This is a genomic window from Oceaniglobus sp. K40-3 (assembly GCF_055808395.1).
In genome coordinates, this window is the sequence record NZ_CM147868.1 from 260608 (window position 1) to 286264 (window position 25657).

Sequence of the window (25657 nt, forward strand, 5' to 3'; positions counted from 1 at the left end):
CGCAAGATCATTCTCGGTGAACTTGTGGTGAACACATTGTGCGCAAGGCGCCCCGTGGGCGCAACAGGATTGCACAGCGCCCCGGCCGCCACAAAAAAGCCGACCGCAGAACGGTCGGCTTAACACGATCAAACATCGCCGTTGGATCAGTTTGTGAGCGTGGCAAGATAGGCGATGACATTCGCCCGGTCTTCGACATCCTTGTAGCCCTTGAACGACATCTTGGTGCCCGGTGCGTATTCCTTGGGGTTGGTCAGGAAATGGCTCAGGTCTTCGGGGGTCCAATCGCCGCCCAGATCCGTCAGGGCGCTGGAATAGCTGAACCCGGGAACCGACGCCTTGGGGCGGCCAACGACGCCATGAAGGAACGGGCCGGTGGCGTTATCGCCATCTGTCACCTTGTGACAGGCCGCGCAGGGGCGGAATTCCTTTTCGCCCTTGGCCGCATCGGCAGAGGCGTACACTTCGGCAAAGGGCACTTCGGGCTCGGCATCGGCTTCTTTGGTTTCGGCTTCCCCGGTGTCGATCACATAGGCCTGGGCGGCATCTTCGCCGTGGCCGCCCCCGGTGTGATACAGGGTTTCAGCGGCCCACCCCCCATCAGAAACACGAGGAGGGCGCCACAAAAGGCGCCAACGATCTTGGTCAGTGTCATTGTGTCGAACATGTCGCGTTCCGTGTTATCTCTTGCATTCCGTGCTACCTATCCCCTTACGGCCCCTGCTTTCAAGCGATATGAGCCGCGACCAAACGCCCAATGTGCGAAAACTGCGGGTGGCCTTGGGAATCTTGGAGGAAACATGGCCGGATTTATCGCGTTTCAGGGCGAACTGGGCGCCTACAGCCATCAGGCCTGCGTCGAGGCCCGCCCCGAATTCGAACCCTTTCCGTGTGACAATTTTCAGGATGCTATCGTGGCGGTACGCGACGGCACCTGTGAACTGGGCATGATCGCAGTGGAAAATTCCACCTATGGCCGGGTGGCCGATGTGCATTCCCTGCTGCCTGACAGCCAGTTGCATATCATCGACGAACATTTCATCCGGGTGCATGTGAACCTTTTGGGCCTGCCCGGTGCGCCTTTGTCCGGTGTCACCCACGCCCATGGGCATGTGGTGATTCTGCCGCAATGTTCGCGGTTTCTGCGCGACCATGACATTCGCACCGTGGTCAGCCCCGACAATGCCCGCGCCGCGCGTGATGTTGCCGCAGGCGGGGATGCGTCGCAAACCGCCCTTGCCTCGGCGCTGGCGGCCGAAATTTACGGGTTGGAGATCATTGCCCCCAATATCGAGGACAACGACACCAACACCACGCGGTTCATCATCATGGCCCGCACCCCCGATCTGTCGCGCCGGGGCGGGGGCAAGATGATCACGTCTTTCGTGTTCCGGGTGCGCAACTTGCCCGCCGCGCTTTACAAGGCGATGGGCGGCTTTGCCACCAACGGTATCAACATGACCAAGCTGGAAAGCTATATGGTGGGGGGCGACTTTACCGCGACCCAGTTCTATGCCGAGGTCGAAGGCCACCCCGAGGATGAAAACATGATCCGCGCCTTTGAGGAACTGGACCATTTCACCGATCTGATCACGATTCTGGGAACCTATCCCGCCGATCCCCGCCGCGCATAAGGAACACCCGATGGCACGCAAAAGGTTGCTGACCGAATTCGGCATGGGCACATCCCTGCGCCGGCAGGATTACACCCAAGCGGCAGAGCGCGCCCTGCGTGATGCCCTGTGGCATAATTCCGTGAACCTGGCCGATCTGTTCGGGTTCCCGAAAGAGGCGATGCTGATCGACGTTGAAATCGCGGTACAGCAGCCCGACGCGGTGGATGTGACGGCCCTCGCGCAGGTGTTTCCCTATGGCACCCCGGCATTTCGGGTGGTCCGGGGCGGGCTGGACATACCGCGCGGCGACGGCGGCAAACCCACCGTCATCGCCAACGCCGCCATTTCCGTCAGTTTCGATATGGAGCCGGCATCATGAGCGACAACACCAATCGGCGAGATCATCATCGAAATGGGCATGGGCAACGATCTGCACGGGCAGGATTACACCAAGGCGGCGCGCCGGGCGATCGAGGATGCGATACGCCATTCCTCGCTGCCGCTGTTCGGCGCACTGGGACTGGATCATCAGGTGATGGAGGTGCGTGTGACCGTGGGCGCGCAAAACCCCGGTGCCGTAGATTGCGACGCCCTGATCGCCGGGCTGCCCCGGGGCCGGGTGCAGGTGCGCGCCGTGCAGGGCGGGCTGGACGTAACCAACCCAGACACCGGCGACATCAGCGTGGTGGTTTCAGCAGCGGTCGAAGCGTTTTTGCCCGCGCAATCCGGCTGGCGGCTGGCACAATAAGCCGGGTCTGATCCAGCGGCGGCCCGTTCCGGGCCACACTATGTTTTTGGCGCCTGACGGCGCGGCGCCCCACCTTATGCGTTATCGCGATTGGCAAGCCGTTCAAGGGCAGCGGCACGCGTTTCGCTCAGGCTTTGCCCGGTGGACAGGATATCAGAATCCACCCGCAGTTCGATCACCGCAGGCAGGTTTGCGTCCCGCGCCCGGGCGAATGCCGCCGGAAAATCCTCGGTCCGCTCCACAATTTCGCCATGTCCTCCATAGGCCCGCGCCAATGCGGCAAAATCGGGATTGACCAGATCGGTGCCGCTGACCCTGCCGGGATAGTGGTTTTCCTGATGCATCCGAATGGTTCCATAGCGCCCGTTGTTCACCACCACCGTGATCGGCGTGGCGCCGTGCTGCACCGCTGTGGACATTTCGTTCAGGGTCATCTGAAAACACCCATCCCCGGCCATGCACACAACACAGCGCCCCGGATGGGCAATCGACGCCGCCACCGCCGCCGGAAACCCATACCCCATGGATCCGCTGGTGGGGGCCAGTTGGGTGCCAAACCGTTTGAACCGGAAATACCGGTGCAGAAAGGCGGCGTAATTGCCCGCGCCATTGGTCAGGATCGCATCCTCGGGCAGGGTATCGGACAGCCAGGTGATGATCTGCTCCAGCTTTACCGCGCCGGGGGTTTCCTTTGGCTGTTGCCAGGCCTCATATTCGGCCCGCGCCCTGGTTTGCCAAGTGGCATCGCGGGGCGGTGCGGGCAAATCGGCCAGCCGTTCAATCACATCGCCCGCCCGCGCCGGAATTGCCAGATCGGCGCGATAGACCCGGCCGATTTCGTTCGGGTCAGGGTGGATATGGGCGATGGTTACACCGGGCGCGGCGGGGTTGATTATCTCATACCCGTTCGTCACGATATCACCGAACCGCGCCCCCAGCACCACCAACAGATCGGCGGCGCGCAACCGCTGCGCCAGCTTGGGGTTCATTCCCACCGCCAGATCCCCAGCATAGGCGGGCGAGCGGTTGTCCATATGCCCTTGACGCCGAAACGACACGGCGACGGGCAGGTGCCACGCCTCGGCAAACCGTTGCAAACCCTGCGCCGCCGTATCCGACCACCCCGCCCCGCCTGCCACGATCAGCGGGCGTTCGGCCTGGGCAATAAGCCCGCACAGCGCATCAACCTGTGCATCCGACACCCCCGCCACCGCTGGCACGGTCGGCGCGAGGTCAGCCACATCGCACAGCGCTGAAAGCATGTCCTCGGGCAGGGCCAGAACCACCGGCCCGGGGCGCCCTGACGTGGCCACATGAAAGGCACGCATGATGTATTCGGGCAGGCGCTCGGTCTGGTCCACCTCGGCCACCCATTTCACCACCCCGCCAAGGAACTGCCGGTAATCCACCTCCTGAAACGCCTCGCGGTCACGGTGGGCGCGGGCGATCTGCCCGACAAAAGCCACCATCGGCGTGCTGTCCTGCATCGCCACATGCAACCCGGCGCTGGCGTTGCTGGCCCCCGGTCCCCGGGTGACGAACAAAACCCCGGGCTGTCCCGTCAGCTTGCCCCAGGCCTCGGCCATCATCGCGGCGCCACCTTCCTGGCGGCAAACCACATTGGCGATGCCGTTTTCATACAGCCCATCAAGCGCCGCCAGAAAACTTTCGCCCGGCACTGAAAACACCCGCGCCACCCCATGTGCGGCCAAAGCATCCGCCAGTATCTGTCCGCCATGCCGTGCCATCGTGATCGCTCCCATTATGCCTCTGCCCCCGGGCCTCCATGTTACCTGCCACCTCAAGATCGCTGCGTAAAGAGCCACCCGCACCCAAGCGAACCGTCAGCCACGGCGCCGCGCGGCCCGCCACGGGCGCCAGACAAAATATGTCGTGGCGCGTCAGCGCCTCCGTTGGATCACACCACGTTGACCGCGACGCGAAACCCATCGGGGATGGCGTCGCGGCCCTCCAACACCAGATCGGCCATCACCTGCCCCACCTTCGGTGCAACGCCAAACCCGATCTTGAATCCCCCATTGGCAACGAAATGCCCCACCCGGCCCGGCCAGCCGCCCAAAACCGGCGCCCGGCTGCGCGCCCGGGGGCGCACCCCGGCCCAACGGGCAATCACGGGCGCATCGGCCAGCACCGGACAGGCCAGCCGCGCCCGGGCCAGCACATCGTCAAGCTGTGCATCGGTGCCGGTCGGATCGTCATAGTCACGCTCGCTGGTCGATCCGATGGCAACCGTCCCGTCAGCGTGGGGCACAACATGCAGCGCATCGGCAAAAATCTGCGGGGCATCACGTGCATCGAACCGCAAAAGCGCCGCCTGCCCTTTCACCCCGTTGCCGATCGTTTCCCCCAGCGCGGCCAATCCCGCCACCCCGGTGGCCCACACCACAGCCCCCTCATCCGGGCCTTCGGCCACCACCTCACATCCCGAGGCGCGCAAGGCCGCGGCCAGCGCCTGACAGGCCTGCATGGGATGCACCCGCGCGCTCAGGGTGTCACGGATCAGGTATCCGGTGGGCGACACCGGCGCCCAATCGCCACTCGCCGCGATCACCTCCCACACGGCCCGGCCCTGCCACAGACCGACAGCCTCAACCGCACGGGCCTGTGCCAGATCCAGCGCCCGCGCATTCGCCACAGGCTGCAACCGGCCGGTGCGCCCATAGCCCGCGCTCATGCCCGACGCCGCCTCGACCCCGGCCCAGAACGGCCCGGCCATCATCAGGCTATCGAATTGAAACGCCTTCTTGGGGTTCCACCGCTCGGGCGTATGGGGGGCCAAGGCCCCGACAATCCCCCCGACGCCCCGGCCCCCACGCCGCCCGGATCAATCACCCGCACCCTTGCGCCGCGCTGAACACAGGCCCAGGCCACGCTCAACCCGAAAATCCCCGCACCGCGCACTGTCACATCAAGCGTTGCCATTCCCCGGCCCCTTGCCCATTGTCGCGCCAATACGGCACCCAGGCATCGGCATACCATGAGCGGCGAACAGCACAACCAGATCGAATGGCGCGCCGGGCATCTTCCGGTGTCCCTGCGCTTTGACGATCCTTACTTTTCTCTCGACAACGGGCTGGCGGAAACGCGGCATGTGTTTCTGGCGGGCAACGCCCTGCCTGCGCGGTTTTGTGATGGGTTTCACATTGGCGAACTCGGGTTTGGCACCGGGCTGAACCTGTTGGCCGCGGTGCAACTCTGGCGCGACAGCGGCCAAAGCGGCACCCTGCATTTCACCACGTTCGAGGCCTTTCCCCTGTCGCCCGCAGAAATGGCCGAGGCGCACTGTGCCTTTCCCGAACTGCACACCCTTTCCCGCGATTTGGCCCCCCTGTGGCAGGCAGGCCCCGGATGCCACACCCTACCCGGGCTGGTGTTCAACCTGATCCCCGGCGATGCCCGCACCACCCTTGGCCCATGGGCCGGGCAGGTTGATGCCTGGTTCCTTGATGGGTTTTCACCCGCCAAGAACCCCGAACTCTGGGCGCCCGATCTGATGCAGGCCGTTGCCGACCACACCGCGCCGGGCGGCACGGCGGCCACCTATTCCGCTGCGGGCCATGTGCGCCGCGCCCTGAGTGGGGCCGGGTTCACCGTGACGCGCCAGCCGGGGTATGGGCGCAAGCGGCACATGACAGCCTGCGCGTTCACCGCATGACCGGCAACGACACCCGCAAAGGCGTGACCCTGATGGTCATCGCCATGGCCGTTTTCGCGGTTCAGGACGGAATCTCGCGATATCTGGCCGAAGAATACAACGTCTTCATGATCGTTATGGTGCGCTATTGGTTCTTTGCGCTGTTCGTGCTGTCGGTGGCCGCGCGCCACACCGGGGGGCTGCGCAGTGCCGCCAGCAGCGCCCAGCCTTGGGTGCAGGCGTTTCGAGGCCTCCTTTTGGTCGCTGAAATCTGTGTGATGGTCGTGGCCTTTGTCCACCTGGGGCTGGTGGAATCCCATGCCATCTTTGCTTCTTATCCGCTGATCGTTGCCGCCCTGTCCGGCCCGGTTCTGGGTGAAATCGTCGGGTGGCGGCGCTGGGTCGCGATCGGGTTCGGGTTCATCGGCATTCTGGTGATCCTGCAACCGGGATCGGGCGTGTTCACACCCTCTGCGCTTATCGCGCTCTGTGCGGCACTGATGTTCGCGCTTTATGCCCTGCTCACCCGCTATGTCGCCCGGGCCGACACCAGCGCGACCAGTTTCTTTTACACCGGGATATTCGGCGCGCTGGCGATCACCCCCGTCGGCCTGTGGTACTGGGAGCCGATGACGGCGCCCGATTGGGCCTGGATGGCGGCCCTGTGCGTGTTCGGTGCGCTGGGGCATTACCTGTTGATCCGCGTCTATGAGGCCGCCGAGGCCAGCGCGGTGCAACCCTTTGCCTATCTGCAACTGGTCTTTGCCTCGACCCTTGCCGTGCTGGTTCTGGGTGAAACCATGCGCCCGGCAGTGGTTGCAGGCGTGATGATCGTGGTTGGTGCAGGGCTGTTCACCCTTTGGCGGGAAAACGTCGCGCGCAAGAAAGAAGGCGCGCGATAATGGCACAGCAGGCTTTGGTCATCGGGGGCGGCCCTGCCGGGCTGATGGCGGCCGGGGAATTGGCCCGCGCCGGGCTGCGGGTGACGCTGGCCGAACGGATGCCGACCGTGGGGCGCAAGTTCCTCATGGCGGGGAAATCCGGGCTGAACCTGACAAAAGACGAACCGATCGACGCCATGCTGGCCCGGTTTGGCGGTGCCGATCCGATTGCCGAGGCCCTGCGCGCCTTTGATGCCGGTGCCGTGCAGGATTGGGCGCGCGGCCTTGGGCAAGAGGTGTTTACCGGCAGCACCGGGCGGGTGTTTCCACGCACCATGAAAGCCTCGCCGCTGTTGCGGGCATGGCTGGCCGAATTGCGCACCCTCGGGGTTGAGATCGCAACCCGGTGGCAGTGGTGCGGCTGGGCGGGTGGCGCATATACGTTTCAAACGCCAGCGGGGGCGCAAACAATCACCCCCGATGTCTGCGTTCTGGCCCTCGGCGGCGGCAGTTGGGCGCGGCTGGGGGCAGACGGGGCCTGGCGCGAGATGCTGAACGCCCAAGGCTTCGAAACCCTGCCTTTCGCCCCCTCGAACGCCGGTCTGTCGGTGGCGTGGTCCCCGGCCATGGCCCGGGTGTTTGGCGCCCCGGTGAAAGGCACGGCCATCCATGCCGGCCCCGAGGTGCATCGGGGCGAATTCGTGATTTCGGCGCGCGGGCTGGAAGGTGGCGGCATTTATGGCCTGTCCCCTGCGGTGCGGGCCGGGGTGCCCTTGCACCTTGATCTGTTGCCCGACTGGCCGCTGGAAAAAGTGGCCGCGCGGCTGGAGCGGCCCCGGGGCAAGGCCAGCGTCGCGAATTACCTGCGCAAGGCATTAAGGCTGGATGCGGCGCGTCTGGCGCTGTTGCAGGAATTCGGGCGCCCCCTGCCCGACGGTGCGGCGCTGGCCGCGCTGCTCAAGGCGCTGCCCCTGCGCCACGCTGGGTTTCGGCCATTGGATGAGGCGATTTCCACCGTGGGCGGCGTTGCGGCGGGCGCGCTGGATGATGGGCTGATGCTGCGCGCCCGGCCCGGCGTGTTTGTGGCGGGCGAGATGATCGACTGGGACGCGCCCACGGGGGGTATCTGATCACCGCCTGCCTTGCCACGGGCCGCTGGGTCGGGCGCCACGGCGCGGCGTTCGCGCAGGGTGGCGCGGTCTGATCCAAAGGCGGCGCTGACGCGCCACACGATATTTTGTCTGGCACCGGTGGCCGACGTTACGCCCCAACCGCCAGCCGAGGCGCGCCTTCGCGGATCGGCAGATGGACAATGGCCGAAAACGCCCCCACGCCAACGCCGATCCACCAGACCAGCGTGTAATCCCCTTGCAGATCATACAGGCGCCCGCCCAGCCAGACACCCATGAAGCTGCCCAATTGGTGGGAAAAGAACACCACGCCAAACAGCGTGCCCATATGGCGCGCCCCATAAAGCGTGGCGACCAACCCGCTGGTCAGGGGCACCGTCGCCAGCCAGAGCGCGCCCATGACGACCGAGAAGATGACCACCGTGGCGGGGGTGATCGGCATCATGATGAACAGGGCCGAGGCCACAGTGCGCGCGGCATAGATTCCGGCCAGCAGGTATTTTTTCGAATAGCGGTTGCCCAGCCACCCGGCCAGAAGCGTGCCACCGATATTGGCCAGCCCGATCAGTGAAATCGCGATGGCCCCCAGCGCGCTGGTCGTGGTGATGCCGAGGCTGCTCAGCACCCCTCCGGCGGCGATGGGGCCGCACATTTCAGTAATGAAAGCCGGGAAATGGGCGGTGATAAAGCCCAGTTGATAGCCACAGGAAAAGAACCCGACAAAGATCAGGGTATAAGACGGATCGCGAAAGGCGCGACGCAGGTTGGCGGCCATCGCCTCTTCCATCTGCGCCGGGCCGGTTGCCACGGGGGCGCGCATCATCGGCAGCACCAGCAGCACCGCAAGGATCGCGGCGGCAAAGACCACAAACACCTGTTGCCATTGCAGAAACGACAGCAGCCATTCCGCCAGCGGCGCGCCAAACACCTGCCCGCCCGATCCTGCCGCCGTGGCGATGGCAAGGGCCATGGAACGGTTTTCGGCACTGGCGGCCCGCCCCACCACGGCGAGGATCACCCCGAACCCGGTGCCCGCGATGCCAAAGCCCACCGCGATTTCCAGGATCCAATGCTGCCCCGGGGTCACTGCCAGCGACGACAGCACCAACCCGGCGGCATAGACCACCGCGCCGAGGATGATCGCCCGGCGGTCACCGATCCGTTCGGCCAGGGCGGCGAAAATCGGTTGCCCCACGCCCCATGCCAGGTTCTGAATCGCGATCGCCATGGAGAAATCGGCCCGAAGCCAGCCGAATTCAGTCGCGATGGGAATTTGGAACACCCCAAAGGATGCACGGATCGCAAAACTGATCAGGATGACCGCGCAACCGGCGATCAGAACGGGGGTGATGAGCGGCGCGCGTGTCATGGCGCCGACAATTGCCGCGCCAAGGGCCTGCGTCAATTGGGAAACGGCCCCTGTTATATGCGTTTTTCACAGCCCGGCGAAACAGACTTTGATCATACCTGTCCGCTGGGATACCAAACAGGCGTAACGTCAGACGGAATATGTATGACCTCGATTGCCGAACTTTATGACCGCCAGATTGCCGAAGGCACCCTGAGCGATGACCCGGTGCAACGCGCGGTGTTTCCCGAATTCGAACGGTTGCGCGATGCCCTCGCCCAGCCGGTGCGCAAAAGCGGGTTCTTTTCCCGCCGCGCCCCTGAGACGATTGAGGGCCTCTATATCTGGGGCGGCGTCGGGCGCGGCAAATCCATGTTGATGGACCTGTTCTTCAGCTCGGTCGATAGTGCCGAAAAGCGGCGGGTGCATTTTCACGCCTTCATGCAGGAGGTTCATGCGGGCATGATCGCCGCCCGCAAACAAGGGGTGGACGATGCGCTGAAACCTGTAGGGCAGGATGTGGCGCAGGACACCCGGCTGTTGTGTCTGGATGAGATGCAGATCACCGACATCACCGACGCGATGATCGTCGGGCGGTTGTTTGAAATGCTGATTGACGCCGGGGTGGCGATTGTCACCACCAGCAACCGGATGCCGGACGATCTGTACAAGAACGGGTTGAACCGGCAACTTTTCGTGCCGTTCATCGGGTTTCTCAACACCCATATGGTTGTTCACGAACTGGCCGCCCAGCGGGATTATCGGCAGGATCGTTTGGCCGGATCACAGGTGTATTTCAGCCCCGACAATGCCGAAGCGCGGGCGGGGATGAATGCGCTGTGGGCTGAACTTGCAACCGCAGACGTGGCGCCGCTGATCCTGCATGTGCAAGGGCGGCAGGTGGAGCTGCCACAGTTTTGCGCCGGGGTGGCGCGGGCCACGTTCTGGGATCTGTGCGGGCGGCCTTTGGGGCCTGCTGATTATCTGGCGGTGGCGGATGCCGTGCGCATTCTGGTGTTGGACGGCATCCCCCGCCTGAGCAGCGAGAATTATAACGAGGCCAAGCGGTTCGTCACCCTTGTCGATGCGTTGTACGAGGGCGGGGTGCGGTTGATCGCATCCGCAGCCGATGTGCCGGAGCGGCTGTATCTGGAGGGTGCCGGATCGTTTGAATTCGAGCGGACCGCATCGCGCCTGCGCGAGATGCAGAGCGAGGGATGGGGCGGTTGACCCAAAGGCGGCGCTGACGCGCCATTCGATATTTTGCTGCCGCCTGTGGCACGGTCTTTTTGCGCCTTGTGGCGTTGTGTAGGTCGAAAGCAGGGCCTTCGGCGAGAGTATTTTTATCAGTAAAAAGCCCGGAGCTTCAGCCGTTGGTCTGAAGGATGCGTCCCGCAAGGTAGAGTGAGCCGCAGATCAGGATGCGGGCGTTTGGGGCTTGGGCGGTGATGGCGCGGATTGCCGCGGCGGGTGAGGGGGCTGTCGAGGCGCTGAGACCCACGGATTTGGCGGCGGCGCAGGTGGTTTCGGCGGGCAGGGTGTTTGGTTCGCCCGGGATATCCACCGCGTGCAGGTGGTGCGCGTGGGCCGTCAGCGGGCGCAAGAAACCGCTGATGTCTTTGGTGTTCAGCATCCCGCAGATCAGGTGGGTTTCGGCATCAGGCATCTGGGCCAGAGTGGCCGCGATGGCCTGACCGGCGGCGGGGTTGTGGCCGCCGTCAAGCCAGAGGTGCGCCGGGCCTGCCAGATCGACGAGCGGGCCAATTGTGAGACGTTGCATCCGGGCGGGCCATTGGGCGGTGGTGATCGCCGCCTCGCAGGCTGCTTCGGTGCATCCCAGGTGGCGCAGGGCGGCCAGCGCGGTGCCGGCGTTATCGAACTGGTGTGGTCCGGGCAGGTTGGGCGGCGGCAGATCGAGCAGGCCGGTTTCATCCTGAAAAACCAGCCGACCGCGTTCGCTGGTCACATGCCAGTGCTGGCCCTGAGCGATGAGCGGGGCGCCAAGGCGGGCCGCGCGGGTTTCGATCACCTGCATGGCGGCATCGTCTTGGGGGGCGACGACGCAGGGCACACCACGTTTCAGGATACCGGCCTTTTCGCCCGCGATCTCGGGCAGGGTGTCGCCCAGATATTGCTGATGGTCGATGGACACTGGCGTGATCACCGTCAGGCGGGGTTTATCCACCACATTCGTGGCATCGAGCCGCCCGCCGAGGCCGACCTCAAGCAGGGTGAAATCAGCCGGGGTGCGGGCAAAGGCCAGGAGCGCCGCGCAGGTGGTGATTTCGAAATAAGTGATCGGGTCAGGACCGTTGGCGCGATAGCATTCGTCAAGAACATCGGTCAGGTGTGCCTCGTCGATCAGGGCTCCGGCAAGGCGGATACGTTCGTGGAACCGGGCCAGATGGGGCGAGGTATAGGCGTGAACGCGTTTGCCCGATGCCTCTAGCCCGGCGCGGATCATCGCCTGGGTGGATCCTTTGCCGTTGGTACCGGCAAGGTGGATCACCGGGGGCAGATCCCGTTCGGGATGGCCCAGACGCGCCAGCAGCCGCCACATGCGTTCAAGGGTCAGGTCGATGATCTTGGGGTGCAGCGCCATCATCCGGGCGAGGATGGCATCCGATCCCGCCGGTTCGGGCGCGGCCATGGTCAGGGCTGCGGTTCGGCGGCGGGCGTTTCCTCGGCCGCCGGTTCGGGTTCCGCGACGGGGGTTTCGGGCGCTGGCAGATCGCCCGCCACGGCCGGGGGCAGCCCCATGAGCATCCGGGTTATGGTAATCAGCTCTCCGCGCATGTCACCGCGCGCGATCACCCGGTCCAGCATCCCGTGATCCAGCAGATATTCCGCCCGCTGGAAGCCTTCGGGCAGCTTTTCGCGGATCGTCTGTTCGATCACCCGGGGCCCGGCGAAACAGATCAGGGCGTTGGGTTCGGCAATGTTGATGTCGCCCAGCATCGCGTAAGAGGCCGAAACGCCCCCCGTGGTCGGGTCGGTCAGAACCACGATATAGGGGACGCCCGCCTCGCGCAGCATCTGGATGCCGATGGTGGTGCGGGGCATTTGCATGAGCGACAGGATACCTTCCTGCATCCGCGCGCCACCGGCGGCGGTAAACACCACAAAGGGCCGGTTCAATGCGACGGCGCGCTCGCACCCGGCCAGAAACGCGTTGCCCACATACATTCCCATGGAGCCGATCATGAACCGGGCATCCTGACAGGCGGCCACGATGGGGGTGCGCCCGATTTCGCCCTCGACCACCAGCATCGCTTCGGCTTCGCCGGTGTCACGTTGGGCAGCTTTCAGCCGGTCGGGGTATTTCTTTTGATCGCGAAATTGCAGTGGGTCGGGTGTGACCGCAGGCACCGATACTTCGACAAAGGTGCCGCCATCGAACAACGCCTTGAACCGCGCACGAGGGCCGATCGTCATGTGGTGATCGCAGCTGGAACAGACGTTCAGGTTTTCGCTCAGCTCGCGGTGAAACAGCATGGTGCCGCACTCGGGGCATTTGGTCCACAGGTTCTCGGGCACCTCGCGGCGCGAAAACAGCGAATTGATTGTCGGACGGACGTAGTTCGAAATCCAGTTCATCGGTGGCCCCTTTTGCGCGTGCCGCTGACATAAGGCCCGGTGACCCGGAATGCAATCGGCCCCATATCACAGCAGGCGGCGCAGCCCCCACCAGGCGACAAGAAGCAGCGCCATGTCGCCCAGCACCAGCAGGCGCACAATGCCCGGATCATCAACCGCATAAGGGGTGAGCATCAGGGCAAGGCCGGTGATCGTGCCTTTCGTCGAAATCACCAGAATCGCCAGCACGTTATTGGCGAAATGTACCCCCCATGCAGCGCCGAGGCTGCCGGTGCGGGCGGTCAGATCGGCGGCGACCAGCCCGAACAGGGTGGCCGAACCGACGATGATCCACACATTCGCGCCCGACGTGGCCGGATCGTAGTGAACAGCCCCAAAGGCAAGGGCGGGCAGGAGCATCCAGATCAGCGGGCTTTGAAACCGCGCCGCCAACTGCTGCATCAGATAGCCGCGAAACACCAATTCTTCGCCGAGGGTTTGCAGCGCGACCCCCGTCAGCGCCAGTGGCAACAGCCAGAGCCAGCGGGCAAACGCCAGATTGGGCTGCGGAGTGAACCAGATCAGCCAAAGCGCGACACCGATGGCATAAATACCCAGAACCACACCGGCGGACAGGGCGAAATCGTGCAGCACCCGCACCCGGGGACCAAACAAGGTGCGCGGGCGGCGGCGATGCAACAGCCACACAGCCAGCGCAGCCCCCATCACCATGCCCGCAAAACTGCCCAGCAGGATCAGGGTGGCGCGGGGCGTCACCGGCTGTTGCAACCCTTGCGCAAAGTTCAACGCCCGGTCCGGCCCAAGGGAAAGCCAGGCGATGCCAACGGGGGCCAGTGTCCACAGGACGGCACAAAGGGCAATGACGATACACCCCAGAACCAGACGCCAAAGTTGCGGCGCGCGCCGGGCCGGGCGCACATAGGCGCGGAACGCGGGCGGGCGCATCACGGGCAGACGCCCGAGGCGGTCAGGATATCGAGGTTCATCCACATGCCCGCGACGCTAGCGGCCTTGCCGGGGCAGAGCAATCAGCCTTGTGGAAAATCGCCTGCTCGCCTATTCCAACAGGCAACACATGCTCAAGGAGGCCGCCATGCTGAAAGGCAAAACCGACAAATCCAGATTGCCCAGCCGCCACGTAACCGAAGGTCCGGCACGGGCGCCGCACCGGTCGTATTACTATGCCATGGGTCTGGACCAGTCGCAGATTGACCAACCCTTTGTTGGCGTTGCCACCTGCTGGAACGAAGCGGCGCCCTGTAATATCTCGCTCAGCCGTCAGGCGCAGGCGGTCAAACTGGGGGTCAAGGCCGGGGGCGGCACCCCGCGTGAATTCACCACCATCACCGTCACCGATGGCATCGCCATGGGCCATGAGGGAATGCGCAGCTCGGCCGCATCCCGCGAGGCGATTGCCGACACGGTTGAGCTGACCATGCGCGGTCATTGTTATGACGCGCTTGTCGGCCTTGCCGGGTGCGACAAATCGCTGCCAGGCATGATGATGGCCATGATCCGGCTGAACACGCCGTCGGTGTTTCTGTACGGCGGGTCGATCCTGCCGGGCAAGGTGCCCGCGGGGGCCGATGTGCCCGAAGATTTCGCCAGCCGCGATCTGACCGTGCAGGATATGTTCGAGGCGGTGGGCCGCCATCAGAACGGCACCCTGTCCGATGCCGCGCTGACCATCCTTGAACGCGTCGCCTGCCCCAGCGCCGGGGCTTGCGGCGGACAGTTCACCGCCAACACCATGGCCTGTGTGAGCGAGGCAATCGGGCTGGCGCTGTTCAATTCGTCCGGTGCGCCCGCACCTTACGAATCACGCGATCAATATGCGCAGGCATCCGGCCAGGCGGTGATGAACCTGATTGAAAAAAACATCCGCGCCCGTGACATCGTGACCCTGAAATCACTGGAAAACGCGGCCCGCGTGGTCGCCTGCACCGGCGGGTCGACCAATGCCGGGCTGCACCTGCCCGCCATGGCCCACGAGGCCGGAATTGATTTCTTTCTCGAAGACGTTTGTGAAATCTTCAAGGACACGCCCTATTTTGTCGATCTGAAACCCGGCGGGCAATATGTGGCCAAGGATCTTTATGATGCGGGCGGCTTGCCCGTGGTGATGAAGGAATTGCGCAAGGCGGGCCTGATCCACGAAGATTGCATCACTGCCTCTGGCCGTTCGGTGGGCGAGGAACTCGACCTGATCGACCGCGAGGCTGATGGCCGGGTGATCCATCCAGTGGACGCCCCCATCTCCAAGACCGGCGGCGTTGTCGGGTTGAAGGGCAACCTTGCCCCCGAAGGCGCCATCGTCAAGGTGGCCGGCATGACCGGGCAGGAACAGATGTTCCAGGGTCCGGCCCGGGTGTTTGAATGCGAGGAAGACGCATTCGCCGCCGTGCAGGCCCGCACCTATGAAGAGGGTGAGGTCATCGTGATCCGCAACGAAGGCCCCGCAGGCGGGCCGGGGATGCGCGAAATGCTGTCCACCACCGCCGCCCTGTCTGGGCAGGGGATGGGCAAGAAGGTGGCATTGATCACCGATGGCCGGTTCTCGGGGGCCACACGCGGGTTCTGCGTGGGCCATGTGGGGCCAGAGGCGGCCCTTGGCGGGCCGATCGCGCTGGTGAAGGATGGCGATATCATCACCCTGAACGCAATCACCGGCGAATTGTCGTTTAACGTAAGCGACGAAGAACTGGAACAGCGCCGCGCCGATTGGGCAGGCCCGCGTGAAACGCTTTATGGCAGTGGCGCGGTCTGGAAATTCGCAAAACTGGTCGGCCCGACCTATAAAGGCGCCGTTACCCACCCCGGTGCCGACGAGGAACGTCACATCTATATGGACCTGTGATCGCAAGAACTGACCTGCCGGGGGCAAACGATTTCGTTTGCCCTTCGGCACCCTCCTGACGCCAGGGTAAGATGGGCAGGCGAAGAAAGGGCGTGATGAAAGACCGGCTGGCACTTCGGATTGGGCATATGCTGGATATCCGCGCATTGCGCCGCTGGACCCGGCAGGCCAATCAGGCGAACACCCTGGATTTGCCCACCCTGCGCCGGTTGCGCGACCGCGCCGCAACCCTGCGCAACCGGATCGACCGGGTGCTGCACGCCGCCGATGGCCGGCTTGCCCTGCCCCGTATCGGCAGCAATGCCATTCAGAAACCGCTTGGCACCGACTGGGCCTATCGCCCGCAGCCATGGCGCGGGTCGCTGCCTGTTCCCGGTGCCGTGGCGGTGGAAAGCCGCACCCAGATCGGGGATGAGGCGACGATTTTCCACGATTGCCGGATTTCCGAACTGACCTATCGCCAGTTGCGCAACCAACGCGAAGAGGATCTGGCCCCCTTCGGGCTGCGCATGGATGTGTTTCGTTTTGACGGTTCGTTCCTGTCGCTGGTGATCGACCTGCCCCACGGGGCGGTTGACGGGCTGCAAAAGCGCCATATCGTGCGGCTGGATACCATCATCGAAATCGAAAAACCGCTTGAGGTTTTTGCCCGCCTCAACGTGCAGCACGGGCCCAACACCGAACAGATCGTGCGTGAACTGCCCATTGGGGCGCATGAGATGTCGGTGGAATTCGATCTGGCCTATACCCGGCTGAACGAAAAACGGGTTGAAAAGATGTGGATTGATCTCATCTTTGAAGGCCCGGAAATGAACCAGATCATCCTGCGCGATCTTGCCATCACCCGTCGGCCCCGCGCCGAACTCTGATCATCGGGGGAACCGACCATGTCTGATTTGCAACTGACCGCCACCCGGGTTTCCGAGGGCATCTGGGAAGGTGTCGTCACCGGCACCGATCAAACGCCCGACATCGCCGTCACCCATATGGAACAGCGCCTTGACGATGTTGCCCTGACCGCCGATCCGGCAAACCCGGGCCAGTGGCACCTGCGCGTTCCGATCCCTGCGGCGGCCCTGTCGGACGGGGTGCAGACATTTTTGATCCGCGACCAGGCCAGCGATGTGATGCTGGGATCGTTCAGCATCGCCATGGGCGACGCCCTGAGCGGCGATATCCGCGCCGAGGTCGAGCTGCTGCGCGCCGAGTTGGACATGCTCAAACGCGCGTTCCGGCGTCATTGTCTGGAAACCGCCTGACACCATTTGCCCGGGTGACGCCGCGTTTGGGGTGACTTGCGCGGGCCAAGCAGGAATGCTGCCCCCACATTCGAAAGGGTTTGGCATGGGCGAATTTCCGCATCTTCTGGCGCCGCTGGAACTGGGACATCTGACGTTGAAAAACCGTGTGCTTATGGGGTCCATGCACACCGGTCTGGAAGAAACGAAAGACTGGAACCGCGTGGCCGAATTTTACGCGGCCCGGGCGCGGGGCGGTGTGGGCCTGATGGTGACGGGCGGCATGGCCCCCAACCGCGAAGGCGGGGTGTTTCCCGGCGCGGCGGGGCTGTTCACTCCCGAGGACATCACCAACCACCGGATTGTGACCGACCGGGTGCATGACGCCGACGGGCGGATCGCGATGCAGATTTTGCACGCCGGGCGCTATGCCTATTCGCCAGAATGCGTTGCGCCATCGCCGGTGAAATCGCCCATTTCCCCTTTTCCGCCCAGGGAATTGGACGAGGCAGGTATCGAAAAGCAGATTGCCGATATCGCCACCGCCGCCGCCCGGGCGCGCGAGGCGGGCTATGACGGGGTCGAGGTGATGGGCAGCGAGGGGTATTTCCTCAACCAGTTTCTGGTCACCCACACCAACAAACGCACCGACGGTTGGGGCGGCGCTTATGAGAACCGGATGCGCCTGCCGGTTGAGGTGGTGCGCCGGGTGCGCGCCGCTGTTGGCGATGATTTCATCCTGATCTATCGGCTGAGTATGATTGATCTGATTCCGCAGGGATCAACCTGGGATGAGGTGGTGACACTGGCCCGCGCGATCGAGAGCGCGGGCGCCAGCATCCTGAACACCGGCATCGGCTGGCACGAGGCGCGGGTGCCGACGATTGCCACCTCGGTGCCGCGCCGGGCCTTTTCATGGGTCACGCAAAAACTGATGGGTCAGGTTTCGATCCCCATCATCACCTCGAACCGGATCAACACGCCGGATGTGGCCGAGCAAGTGCTGGCCGATGGCTGCGCCGATATGGTCAGCATGGCGCGCCCGTTTCTGGCCGACCCCGATTTCGTATCCAAGGCGGCGGGCGGCAAGGCGGCGCAGATCGCGCCCTGTATCGCCTGCAACCAGGCCTGTCTGGATCACACCTTCAGCGGCAAGATGTCATCCTGTCTGGTCAACCCCCGCGCCTGTCATGAAACCGAGCTGGTTCTTGCACCGGTTGACACCCCCCGCACAGTGGCCGTTATCGGCGCCGGGCCTGCGGGCCTGTCGGCAGCACTGGCCGCGGCCGAGCGGGGGCATGCGGTAACCCTGTTCGACAAGGCGGACCGGATCGGTGGACAGTTGAACATGGCGCGGGTGATCCCCGGCAAGGAAGAATTTCACGGGCTGGTTGAGTGGTATCAAACCATGGTGGCCGAGCGTGGTATTGAACTGCGCCTGAATACCGAGGCCACGGCGGACATGCTGGGCGGCTTTGACCATGTGATCCTCGCCACCGGTGTCTTGCCCCGCGATCCGGCGATTCCCGGGCAGGACGGGCCGAACGTGGTGAATTACGTCGATGTGCTGCGCCATGGCGCACCTGTGGGCAAACGGGTGGCCATTGTCGGGGCCGGGGGTATCGGGTTTGACGTGGCCGAATTCCTGGCCGAGGCAGGCGAAAGCCCGACCCTGAACCGCGATGCATGGATGGCGGAATGGGGCATCACCGACCCTGCGGCGCAGCGCGGCGGGCTGTCGCCCGAAGGCCCGCATCCCGAACCACCCGCCCGCCAGATCACCCTTTTGCAGCGCAAGGCCGAAAAGCTGGGCAAGCGGCTGGGCAAGACCACGGGGTGGATTCACCGCGCGACGTTGCAGATGAAGAATGTGAAAATGATCGGCGGTGTGAATTACGAACGGATCGACGGCGGCGGCCTGCATGTTTCCTATGGCGAGGCGCGGGAAAATCCACAGTTGATTGCTTGTGATACGGTGGTTCTGTGCGCCGGTCAGATCAGCGAACGCAGTCTGGCCGATGTTTTGGCCGAACGCGGCATCACCGCCCATATTATCGGCGGCGCGGATGTGGCAACGGAACTGGACGCCAAGCGCGCCATTGATCAGGGCACCCGGCTGGCCGCCACGCTTTAACAGCATGAGGGGCGATGCCGCCCCTCATGCCACTTGTTCAGCCCTTGAACCGGGCGCTGTAGAAATCGACCATTTCCGGCACCAATCTGTCGCCCCAGCCCTCGTCCACTGCCAGACCCAACCCTTTGCGCGCGGCAGTTGACATTATGCTGTCCACGCCTGCATCCTCGGCCATGCGGGCGTAATAGCCAACGTCCTTGTTGGCATTCGCCACGGCAAAGGCCAACAGTTCGGGGTTACCGTCCACGGCATAGGCCTTGACCATATCCATCATCCCCGAATGCAGCGGCCCGGCTGACATCACATCGTAAACCGCCTGGCGCGGCACCCCCATGGTGTCGGCCATGGCAAAGGCTTCGGACATGGCATTGGCCGTGGTCATGGCAAAGAAATTGTTGATCAGCTTGATCGTGTGGCCCGACCCCAGCTTGCCCAGATGAAACACGTTTTCGCCCAGATCATCCAGCACCGGTTTCACCTTGTCATAGGCCGCCTTGTCGCCTGCGCCCATGATGTTCAGCTTGCCGTCCAGCGCATGGGTTGGCGTACGCCCCAGCGGCGCGTCAAGATATGCCCCCCGGCGGCGGCCACCTTTTCGCCCAAGGCAACGGTCGATCCCGGCAGGGATGTGCCGAAATCAATCACCACGGTGCCGGGCGTCAGCCCCGCAATCACGCCGTCATCGCCCAACATCCGGCTTTCCACCTGTTCCGAGGTGCCCATGCACAGCATCACGATATCGCTGGCGGCGGCCAGATCGCGGGCCGTCTTTGCCTCGGTCGCGCCATTGGCGATGGCCTTGTCGATACGGGTGCGGGTCTTGTTGCCCAGAACCGTCACGGCATATCCCTTGTCCTGCAACCGCTGCACCATGGCAGCCCCCATCAGCCCGAGGCCGATAAATCCGATCTGTGTCATGTCGTTTCTCCTGTCTTGTCCACTATCAGGGCCGCCCCAAGACGGCCAATTTCATCGCTGCATTTTGCGCCCGCGCCGTTGCCGGCGGTGCAAACCGCGATCCGCGCCGTGATCGGGCGGATTTCCGGCAGGCGGTCGGGCGACCATGTGGTGACGCAGGCATCCATGGTGACGGCGCGAATGGCAAGCCCGGGCAGCAAAATGCGGATCATTTCTTCCAGCCTGTCGCGCACATCGCCATTGCCGCCGCCCCGAAACCAGTCACCGATGGCGGCGGGATCGGGCAGCTTTACATCCTCGGGATCACCGCCAAGTTTGACGTAAATCCGCCCATCGGGATAGCGGATCGGCGGCAAAAGATAGGGATCTTCGGGCGCCTGCCAGATCAGTGAGGGCATGGTGGCCAGTCGGGCGGCCTCTTGTTCGTCCACCTCGAACAGGGCGACGGTGCGGGCATAAACATCGTTCCGTGACGGGCGGGCCAGCAGGCTGTCGCTCATCGCGCCGGCGGCCACCAGCACCCGATTGAACCGAAAGGTGTCGCCGTCGGTCGCGACCAGAACATGATCGCCCCGTTCCTCCAGCCCCGTCACCGTGGCCTCCAGAACCGCCGCGCCGTGTTTGCGTGCCGCGACACTTTGGGCCGCAACCAGCCGCCGGGGGCTGATATGACCCGCCAGTACGGGTTCATGGCTGGCGGTATATCCGTCGGGCAGATCAAAGAACGGAAAGCGCGCAGAGAGCGATTCACCGTCCAACCAATCGGGCACAATACCATGGGCCGCGCAGGCATCGCGCACCCGGCCCATCCACGCACCATCCCCCGCCATCACCGCGCCGGATGGCGTAAAAAACCGCACGCCGCTGTCGGCCTCGATCCGGGCATAGCGCCCGATTGACGCGGCTGACACACCCACCCAAAACGGATCACTGGCGCATCGCCGGGTGATCCGCCCTTCGTCGTAATGCGAACCGAAAACACCACGATGCGCCCGCTTGTCCACCGGTTCAGCAGGGCCGATCAGGGTAACAGCCTGCCCCACCATGGCCAGATGCCGGGCGGCGGCGCTGCCGAACAACCCGCGCCCGATGACCGCAACGCTCATGCCAGTACGCCCTGTTGTTCCAGCGCCCGTTGCGCGACAAGGGTGAAGGCCAGCGTTTCGCGGGCATCCGCCGCGTCAATCAGCGGTGTTTCGGCGCCCTTCAGCACTGCGATGAAATGGGTCAGTTGCGCGGTCAGGGCATCGGTCCTGGGGGCGTTTCGAACCTCTGGCTGTGGCGCCTGTGACCAATCCGCAGCGCCGCGCCACAGGGCCAGCGAAGGGAACGCCACCGCGCCTTCGGTCCCGGTGATGAACAACATATCCTGCCCCGTCGTGGCAATGTTGGGGTTTTCGCCCGTCGCCGCCTCGAACCCCCATGGGCTGGGCGTGGTATCGGAAAAGGCGATGCTGCCCACGGCCCCGGAACGGAACAACAGCGACAGAACGCCGCTTTCCACCCGGTCTGCCCCGCGCAATCCGGCACCGCCCAAGGCCTGCACCCGGGCCAGATCGCCCAGAACAAAGCGCAGCAGGTCGATCTCATGCACCAAGTTGATCATCACGGGGGAACCGTCGCGCCCCTGCCGCCATGTTTCGAAATAGGGATCAGGCTTTTTCATCGCCCAGAGGCAGGTGGCCATGACCGGGCGTCCGATGGCACCCCCCTGAACCATGGCGCGCAATGCCTGCACGTTGGCGTGATACCGGCGGTGATGCCCGGTCAGCACCGGCAGGCCACTGTCGCGTTGCGCGGCGACAATCCGGTCGGCCCCCGCCAGATCAGAGGCCAGCGGTTTTTCAACGATGCAAGGCCAGCCCCGCGCCAGCGCCACACAGGCGTGATCGGCATGCAGCGCCGAGGGCGTGGCAAGGATCACCCCGTCAAGCGGCACATCCACCGCCTCAAGCCGCGCAAACCCCGGTGCGTCGTATGCCGCGCGCATCCCGGCATCAGGATCAATCACCGCGGCAAGGCTCGCCCCCGGATGGGCCAGAACCGCGCCCGCATGGCGCGACCCGATCAAACCCAAGCCGGCAACGGCGATCCGTTTCACATCACCGCCCCGATTTGCCATGGGACGAATTCGTAATCGCCAAGGCCCTGCAATTCGGATTTGCTGGCCTCGCCCGAGGCGACGCGCAGGATCATCTCGTATATCTCACGGCCCTTCTGTTCCAGCGTCACGCCGCCTGACAGCATTTCACCGGCGTTCACGTCCATGTCTTCCGTCATGCGGCCATACATTTCACTGTTGGTCGCGACCTTGATCGTCGGCGCCGGTTTGGAGCCAAAGGCGCTGCCGCGTCCGGTGGTGAACACCACCACGTTGCACCCCCCGGCGATCTGGCCGGTCACGCTGGCCGGGTCATAGCCCGGCGAGATCCATGAACGTGAATCCCTTGGCCGTGACTTCCTCGGCGTATTTATAAACGCCCATCAGGGGCGAGGTGCCACCCTTTGCCGCCGCACCCAGAGATTTTTCAAGGATGGTGGTCAGCCCGCCTTTTTTGTTGCCCGGGCTTGGGTTGTTGTCCATGCTGCCCTTGTTGCGGGCGGTGTAATCCTCCCACCACCTGATCAGGTTGATCAGTTTATCGCCGGTGGCGCGGTCTGTCGCGCGGCGGGTCAACAGATGTTCGGCGCCGTAAATCTCGGGCGTTTCGGCCAGCACGCCAGTGCCCCCCTGGGCCGCCAGCAAATCACAGGCATAGCCCAGCGCGGGGTTGGCGGTGATCCCGCTCCAGGCGTCGGACCCGCCACATTGCAGGGCCACTTTCAGTTCCGACGCCGGGCATTCGGTGCGGACACATTCATTGGCGATGGGCAACATGGCGCGCACCTTTTCAACGCCCGCCTCAATGGTTCGGCGCAACCCGGCCACGCCCTGAATGTTCATCGCCTGAAACGTTGGCCCCTGTTTCAGCCCCCATGCCTCAAGCAGCCAATCAATCTGGTTCATCTCGCACCCAAGGCCCACCATCAGCACCCCGGCATGGTTGGGGTGGCGGGCATAGCCCCACATCACCCGCTGCAATGCCTCGAACCCGTCGCCATCGCCCGCCATGCCACAGCCAGTGCCGTGGACAAAGGCCACCACACCATCGACGTTGGGATATTGGGCCAGTTCCTCGGGGCCAAAGGAATCGGCGATCCGGCGCGCAGCGGTGGCCGAGCAATTCACCGATGTGACAATGGCGATGTAATTGCGCGTGCCAACCTTGCCGTTTTCGCGGCGGTATCCCATGAACGTGTCGCCCGTGGCCGGGGTCACGGGGCGCATATCGGTGCCGAATTCATACTCCATGTCGGTGTTGCGGAATTCGGTATTGTGGGTGTGAACATGGCTGCCCGGCGCGATGTCTTCGGACGCCAGACCGATGAACTGTGCATATTTGCGGATCGGTTCGCCCTTGGCGATGGCACGGGTGGCAATCTTGTGCCCCGAGGGGATCAGCCCCGCCGTTGCGATATCTTCGATGGGGTGATCCGCAGGCAGGCTGCGGGTGGCCGTGACCACATTGTCGGCGGCATCAAGGCGGATAAAATCAGTCATGTGGTTTCCTCAAACGCAATCGGTGCCGGGGGATTCTCGGGCTTTCCTATGTGGACAGGCCGTTCTGGCGCAAAAGCTCCAGAAACAGACCCGAATGATCAAGATCGGCGCCGTCCATATCGCGGCACAGGGTTTCGAACCGGTCGCGCACATGCTGTGACACCGGCAGGGCAAGATCCAGCGACCCCGCCTCGCCCAGCAGATTGTCGAGATCCTTGAGGTGCAGTTTACTGGGGCCGCCGGGGGTGAAATTGCCTGTGGTCATACGCTCGCCGTGCTGTTGCAGGATCACGCTGTCGGCAAAGCCCCCCTTCAGGGCGGCACGCACCGCCGCCGGATCGCCGCCGCCCTGACGCACCAGCAGCATCGCTTCGGCCACGGCGGCGATGGTTACGGCAACGATGGCCTGATTCGCCAGTTTGCTGAGCTGTCCGCTGCCATCGGGGCCAACGTGAACCGGGCGGCCCATGGCCTGAAACACCGGGGTGGCGCGTTGAAACGCATCACCGTCACCGCCAACCATGATCGCCAGCGTCGCCGCCTCGGCCGCTTTGGTGCCGCCAGACACCGGCGCGTCAAGATGGGCGACGCCAAGGGTGCGCAAATGGGCCGCATGGCTGCGGGCCTCGTCCGGTTTGACCGACGACATATCCAGCCAGAGCGCCCCTTGGGACAGGCCCGATGTCACTGCGCCATCGCGCACCAGCCCGCCAACAGCCGCGCCGTCGCTGAGCATGGTAATCACCACATCCGCCCCCAGGGCAGCCGCCGCAGCCGTATCGGCCACCACAGCCCCGGCGCCCCCCAACGGCGCGGCTTTTTCCGGGCTGCGGTTCCAGACCCGCAGCGCAAATCCCGCACGGATCAGATCCAGCGCCATCGGCGCCCCCATCAGACCCGTACCAAGAAGCGCAATTATCGGAGTCTTCATCACTGTCTTTCCTTTGTCAGCCGGCACGGCAATTCCCGGCACAATCGCGCGGCGCATCTATCCCCGGGCGCAAGATTGCGCTTGATCCCCCGGGGTTCTTTGGACAGTAGTATGTCCGCGGGGCTAGTAATAGCCCCGCTTTTAACGATAACATTCACCAAAGGCGCGCCATCCCGGCGATTTGCGCGCATGGTTCTTCTTATCTGAGGATTCTTCGATGACACAACGTCTTTCCGGCAAGCGCGCCCTTATCACAGCAGCAGGTCAGGGCATCGGTCGTGCAGCGGCCCTGGCCATGGCCGACGAAGGCGCCCAGGTTTTCGCAACCGACGTGAACGAAAAGGCGCTGGAGGCGCTGGCCGCCGAGGGACGTGACAATATCGAAACCTATGTGCTGGATGTGCGCAGCGACGATTCGGTAAAAGAGGGCGTCGCCCACGCCCGGCCCGATGTTTTGTTCAACTGTGCCGGGTTCGTACATGCCGGAACCGCGCTGGAATGCACCGACGACGATTGGGATTTCGCCTTTGATCTGAACGTGCGGTCGCAGTGGCGCACAATTCGCAACGCCCTCCCCGGCATGTTGGAGCGCGGCGCGGGCAGCATCGTGAACATGTCATCGGCCTGTAGCTCGATCATCGGGGCGCCCAACCGGTTTGTCTATGGCACCACCAAGGCGGCAGTGATTGGCCTGACCAAATCGATCGCCATTGAATACATCACCAAAGGCATCCGCTGTAACTGCATCTGCCCCGGTACGGTCGAATCGCCATCGCTGCACGAACGCCTGAAGGCCACCGGCGATTACGAAGCGGCAATGAAAGCCTTCGTCGCCCGCCAGCCCATGGGCCGCATCGCCACCGCCGAAGAAATCGCGGCGCTGGTCGTCTATCTTGCAGGCGATGAAAGCGGGTTCACCACCGGGCAACCCCATGTCATCGACGGCGGCTGGTCCGGCTAACGGGCGCTGTTCAGCGGCAACAACACAAGGCACCAACATGGG

General features: G+C 64.0%; 20 protein-coding genes and 5 pseudogenes. 12 read left to right on the forward strand and 13 right to left on the reverse strand.

Annotated features, from left to right (window positions below; all coding sequences use genetic code 11):
* Positions 1-146: 146 nt before the first annotated feature.
* A pseudogene (locus AC0L7P_RS01390) lies at positions 147-667 on the reverse strand (c-type cytochrome).
* Positions 668-800: 133 nt separating this feature from the next.
* On the opposite strand from AC0L7P_RS01390, the gene AC0L7P_RS01395 reads away from it, so the two are divergent.
* Genes AC0L7P_RS01395 through AC0L7P_RS01405 form a run of 3 tightly spaced genes read left to right on the forward strand, consistent with a single transcriptional unit; the run spans position 801 to position 2364 of the window.
* Positions 801-1634: a prephenate dehydratase gene (locus AC0L7P_RS01395; RefSeq protein ID WP_473434163.1), complete on the forward strand. Its 834-nt coding sequence runs from the start codon at positions 801-803 to the stop codon at positions 1632-1634.
* 10 nt (positions 1635-1644) lie between these two features.
* Positions 1645-1995: a Lin0512 family protein gene (locus AC0L7P_RS01400; protein ID WP_473434164.1), complete on the forward strand. Its 351-nt coding sequence runs from the start codon at positions 1645-1647 to the stop codon at positions 1993-1995.
* A gap of 33 nt (positions 1996-2028) precedes the next feature.
* On the forward strand, positions 2029-2364 hold the full coding sequence (locus AC0L7P_RS01405; protein ID WP_473434165.1) for a Lin0512 family protein: 336 nt from the start codon (positions 2029-2031) through the stop codon (positions 2362-2364).
* Positions 2365-2438: 74 nt separating this feature from the next.
* On the opposite strand, the gene AC0L7P_RS01410 is transcribed toward AC0L7P_RS01405, so the two are convergent.
* Together AC0L7P_RS01410 and AC0L7P_RS01415 are read right to left on the reverse strand one after the other, a co-directional pair.
* Positions 2439-4112, reverse strand: a complete 1674-nt coding sequence (locus AC0L7P_RS01410) for a thiamine pyrophosphate-binding protein (protein WP_473434166.1) — start codon at positions 4110-4112, stop codon at positions 2439-2441.
* A gap of 170 nt (positions 4113-4282) precedes the next feature.
* Positions 4283-5307 (reverse strand): annotated as a pseudogene (locus AC0L7P_RS01415) (NAD(P)/FAD-dependent oxidoreductase).
* 55 nt (positions 5308-5362) lie between these two features.
* Here AC0L7P_RS01415 and mnmC2 point away from each other — a divergent pair.
* From mnmC2 to AC0L7P_RS01430, 3 genes and pseudogenes are all read left to right on the forward strand, one after another.
* On the forward strand, positions 5363-6040 hold the full coding sequence (gene mnmC2 / locus AC0L7P_RS01420; protein WP_473434167.1) for a tRNA (5-methylaminomethyl-2-thiouridine)(34)-methyltransferase MnmC2: 678 nt from the start codon (positions 5363-5365) through the stop codon (positions 6038-6040).
* The gene (locus tag AC0L7P_RS01425) at positions 6037-6921 is read left to right on the forward strand and encodes a DMT family transporter (RefSeq protein WP_473434168.1); all 885 of its coding nucleotides are present in this window, start codon (positions 6037-6039) and stop codon (positions 6919-6921) included. Before mnmC2 ends, AC0L7P_RS01425 begins: the two co-directional genes overlap by 4 nt.
* Positions 6921-8104, forward strand: a pseudogene (locus AC0L7P_RS01430) (TIGR03862 family flavoprotein). Before AC0L7P_RS01425 ends, AC0L7P_RS01430 begins: the two are co-directional and overlap by 1 nt.
* Before the next feature lie 56 nt (positions 8105-8160).
* Here AC0L7P_RS01430 and AC0L7P_RS01435 read toward each other — a convergent pair.
* The gene (locus AC0L7P_RS01435) at positions 8161-9399 is read right to left on the reverse strand and encodes an MFS transporter (RefSeq protein ID WP_473435515.1); all 1239 of its coding nucleotides are present in this window, start codon (positions 9397-9399) and stop codon (positions 8161-8163) included.
* Positions 9400-9543: 144 nt separating this feature from the next.
* Between AC0L7P_RS01435 and zapE the strand changes: the two genes are divergently transcribed.
* Positions 9544-10608, forward strand: a complete 1065-nt coding sequence (zapE, locus tag AC0L7P_RS01440) for a cell division protein ZapE (RefSeq protein ID WP_473434169.1) — start codon at positions 9544-9546, stop codon at positions 10606-10608.
* A 136-nt stretch (positions 10609-10744) separates the two neighbouring features.
* Here zapE and AC0L7P_RS01445 read toward each other — a convergent pair whose 3' ends face one another.
* The 3 genes from AC0L7P_RS01445 to AC0L7P_RS01455 all read right to left on the reverse strand — a co-directional run bounded on the left by AC0L7P_RS01445 (position 10745) and on the right by AC0L7P_RS01455 (position 13920).
* Positions 10745-12028 (reverse strand): bifunctional folylpolyglutamate synthase/dihydrofolate synthase, encoded by a 1284-nt coding sequence (locus AC0L7P_RS01445; RefSeq protein ID WP_473434170.1) that lies wholly within the window; start codon positions 12026-12028, stop codon positions 10745-10747.
* A gap of 2 nt (positions 12029-12030) precedes the next feature.
* Positions 12031-12975, reverse strand: a complete 945-nt coding sequence (gene accD / locus AC0L7P_RS01450) for an acetyl-CoA carboxylase, carboxyltransferase subunit beta (RefSeq protein WP_473434171.1) — start codon at positions 12973-12975, stop codon at positions 12031-12033.
* Between the two features lie 66 nt (positions 12976-13041).
* Positions 13042-13920, reverse strand: coding sequence for a lysostaphin resistance A-like protein (locus AC0L7P_RS01455; protein ID WP_473435516.1), 879 nt, complete (start codon positions 13918-13920; stop codon positions 13042-13044).
* Positions 13921-14068: 148 nt separating this feature from the next.
* Between AC0L7P_RS01455 and ilvD the strand changes: the two genes are divergently transcribed.
* The 4 genes from ilvD to AC0L7P_RS01475 all read left to right on the forward strand — a co-directional run bounded on the left by ilvD (position 14069) and on the right by AC0L7P_RS01475 (position 19204).
* Positions 14069-15832: a dihydroxy-acid dehydratase gene (ilvD, locus tag AC0L7P_RS01460; RefSeq protein ID WP_473434172.1), complete on the forward strand. Its 1764-nt coding sequence runs from the start codon at positions 14069-14071 to the stop codon at positions 15830-15832.
* A 95-nt stretch (positions 15833-15927) separates the two neighbouring features.
* Positions 15928-16701 carry a DUF6478 family protein gene (locus tag AC0L7P_RS01465; protein WP_473434173.1) on the forward strand — a complete coding sequence of 258 codons (774 nt, stop codon included), beginning with the start codon at positions 15928-15930 and terminating at the stop codon, positions 16699-16701.
* A gap of 18 nt (positions 16702-16719) precedes the next feature.
* Entirely contained in the window at positions 16720-17091 is a 372-nt protein-coding gene (locus AC0L7P_RS01470; protein ID WP_473434174.1) for a hypothetical protein, read from the forward strand.
* An 85-nt stretch (positions 17092-17176) separates the two neighbouring features.
* Positions 17177-19204 carry an FAD-dependent oxidoreductase gene (locus tag AC0L7P_RS01475; RefSeq protein WP_473434175.1) on the forward strand — a complete coding sequence of 676 codons (2028 nt, stop codon included), beginning with the start codon at positions 17177-17179 and terminating at the stop codon, positions 19202-19204.
* Positions 19205-19241: 37 nt separating this feature from the next.
* Here the strand turns inward: AC0L7P_RS01475 and AC0L7P_RS01480 are convergent, their stop codons facing one another.
* The 6 genes and pseudogenes from AC0L7P_RS01480 to AC0L7P_RS01505 all read right to left on the reverse strand — a co-directional run bounded on the left by AC0L7P_RS01480 (position 19242) and on the right by AC0L7P_RS01505 (position 24654).
* On the reverse strand, positions 19242-19715 hold the full coding sequence (locus AC0L7P_RS01480; protein WP_473435517.1) for an NAD(P)-dependent oxidoreductase: 474 nt from the start codon (positions 19713-19715) through the stop codon (positions 19242-19244).
* A pseudogene (locus AC0L7P_RS01485) lies at positions 19695-20122 on the reverse strand (NAD(P)-dependent oxidoreductase); the annotation flags it as partial. The pseudogene AC0L7P_RS01485 and the gene AC0L7P_RS01480, both read right to left, overlap by 21 nt.
* Entirely contained in the window at positions 20119-21228 is a 1110-nt protein-coding gene (locus AC0L7P_RS01490; protein WP_473434176.1) for an FAD-dependent oxidoreductase, read from the reverse strand. The gene AC0L7P_RS01490 and the pseudogene AC0L7P_RS01485, both read right to left, overlap by 4 nt.
* Positions 21225-22244, reverse strand: a complete 1020-nt coding sequence (locus tag AC0L7P_RS01495; RefSeq protein ID WP_473434177.1) for a Gfo/Idh/MocA family protein — start codon at positions 22242-22244, stop codon at positions 21225-21227. Before AC0L7P_RS01495 ends, AC0L7P_RS01490 begins: the two co-directional genes overlap by 4 nt.
* Positions 22220-23723: pseudogene (locus AC0L7P_RS01500) on the reverse strand (UxaA family hydrolase). The gene AC0L7P_RS01495 and the pseudogene AC0L7P_RS01500 overlap by 25 nt, the downstream one beginning before the upstream one ends.
* A gap of 46 nt (positions 23724-23769) precedes the next feature.
* Positions 23770-24654 (reverse strand): NAD(P)-dependent oxidoreductase, encoded by an 885-nt coding sequence (locus tag AC0L7P_RS01505; protein WP_473434178.1) that lies wholly within the window; start codon positions 24652-24654, stop codon positions 23770-23772.
* 217 nt (positions 24655-24871) lie between these two features.
* Here AC0L7P_RS01505 and AC0L7P_RS01510 point away from each other — a divergent pair, with 217 nt between their 5' ends.
* Positions 24872-25615, forward strand: a complete 744-nt coding sequence (locus AC0L7P_RS01510) for an SDR family oxidoreductase (RefSeq protein WP_473434179.1) — start codon at positions 24872-24874, stop codon at positions 25613-25615.
* Positions 25616-25657: the final 42 nt, after the last annotated feature.

Bases quoted from the DNA above. Each gene is read 5' to 3' on its own strand.
- AC0L7P_RS01395 (WP_473434163.1), top strand. From the start codon at position 801: ATGGCCGGATTTATCGCGTTTCAGGGCGAACTGGGCGCCTACAGCCAT.
- AC0L7P_RS01400 (WP_473434164.1), top strand. From the start codon at position 1,645: ATGGCACGCAAAAGGTTGCTGACCGAATTCGGCATGGGCACATCCCTG.
- AC0L7P_RS01405 (WP_473434165.1), top strand. From the start codon at position 2,029: ATGGGCATGGGCAACGATCTGCACGGGCAGGATTACACCAAGGCGGCG.
- AC0L7P_RS01410 (WP_473434166.1), bottom strand. From the start codon at position 4,112: ATGGCACGGCATGGCGGACAGATACTGGCGGATGCTTTGGCCGCACAT.
- mnmC2 (WP_473434167.1), top strand. From the start codon at position 5,363: ATGAGCGGCGAACAGCACAACCAGATCGAATGGCGCGCCGGGCATCTT.
- AC0L7P_RS01425 (WP_473434168.1), top strand. From the start codon at position 6,037: ATGACCGGCAACGACACCCGCAAAGGCGTGACCCTGATGGTCATCGCC.
- AC0L7P_RS01435 (WP_473435515.1), bottom strand. From the start codon at position 9,399: ATGACACGCGCGCCGCTCATCACCCCCGTTCTGATCGCCGGTTGCGCG.
- zapE (WP_473434169.1), top strand. From the start codon at position 9,544: ATGACCTCGATTGCCGAACTTTATGACCGCCAGATTGCCGAAGGCACC.
- AC0L7P_RS01445 (WP_473434170.1), bottom strand. From the start codon at position 12,028: ATGGCCGCGCCCGAACCGGCGGGATCGGATGCCATCCTCGCCCGGATG.
- accD (WP_473434171.1), bottom strand. From the start codon at position 12,975: ATGAACTGGATTTCGAACTACGTCCGTCCGACAATCAATTCGCTGTTT.
- AC0L7P_RS01455 (WP_473435516.1), bottom strand. From the start codon at position 13,920: ATGCGCCCGCCCGCGTTCCGCGCCTATGTGCGCCCGGCCCGGCGCGCG.
- ilvD (WP_473434172.1), top strand. From the start codon at position 14,069: ATGCTGAAAGGCAAAACCGACAAATCCAGATTGCCCAGCCGCCACGTA.
- AC0L7P_RS01465 (WP_473434173.1), top strand. From the start codon at position 15,928: ATGAAAGACCGGCTGGCACTTCGGATTGGGCATATGCTGGATATCCGC.
- AC0L7P_RS01470 (WP_473434174.1), top strand. From the start codon at position 16,720: ATGTCTGATTTGCAACTGACCGCCACCCGGGTTTCCGAGGGCATCTGG.
- AC0L7P_RS01475 (WP_473434175.1), top strand. From the start codon at position 17,177: ATGGGCGAATTTCCGCATCTTCTGGCGCCGCTGGAACTGGGACATCTG.
- AC0L7P_RS01480 (WP_473435517.1), bottom strand. From the start codon at position 19,715: ATGGGCGCAGGCGACAAGGCGGCCTATGACAAGGTGAAACCGGTGCTG.
- AC0L7P_RS01490 (WP_473434176.1), bottom strand. From the start codon at position 21,228: ATGAGCGTTGCGGTCATCGGGCGCGGGTTGTTCGGCAGCGCCGCCGCC.
- AC0L7P_RS01495 (WP_473434177.1), bottom strand. From the start codon at position 22,244: ATGGCAAATCGGGGCGGTGATGTGAAACGGATCGCCGTTGCCGGCTTG.
- AC0L7P_RS01505 (WP_473434178.1), bottom strand. From the start codon at position 24,654: ATGAAGACTCCGATAATTGCGCTTCTTGGTACGGGTCTGATGGGGGCG.
- AC0L7P_RS01510 (WP_473434179.1), top strand. From the start codon at position 24,872: ATGACACAACGTCTTTCCGGCAAGCGCGCCCTTATCACAGCAGCAGGT.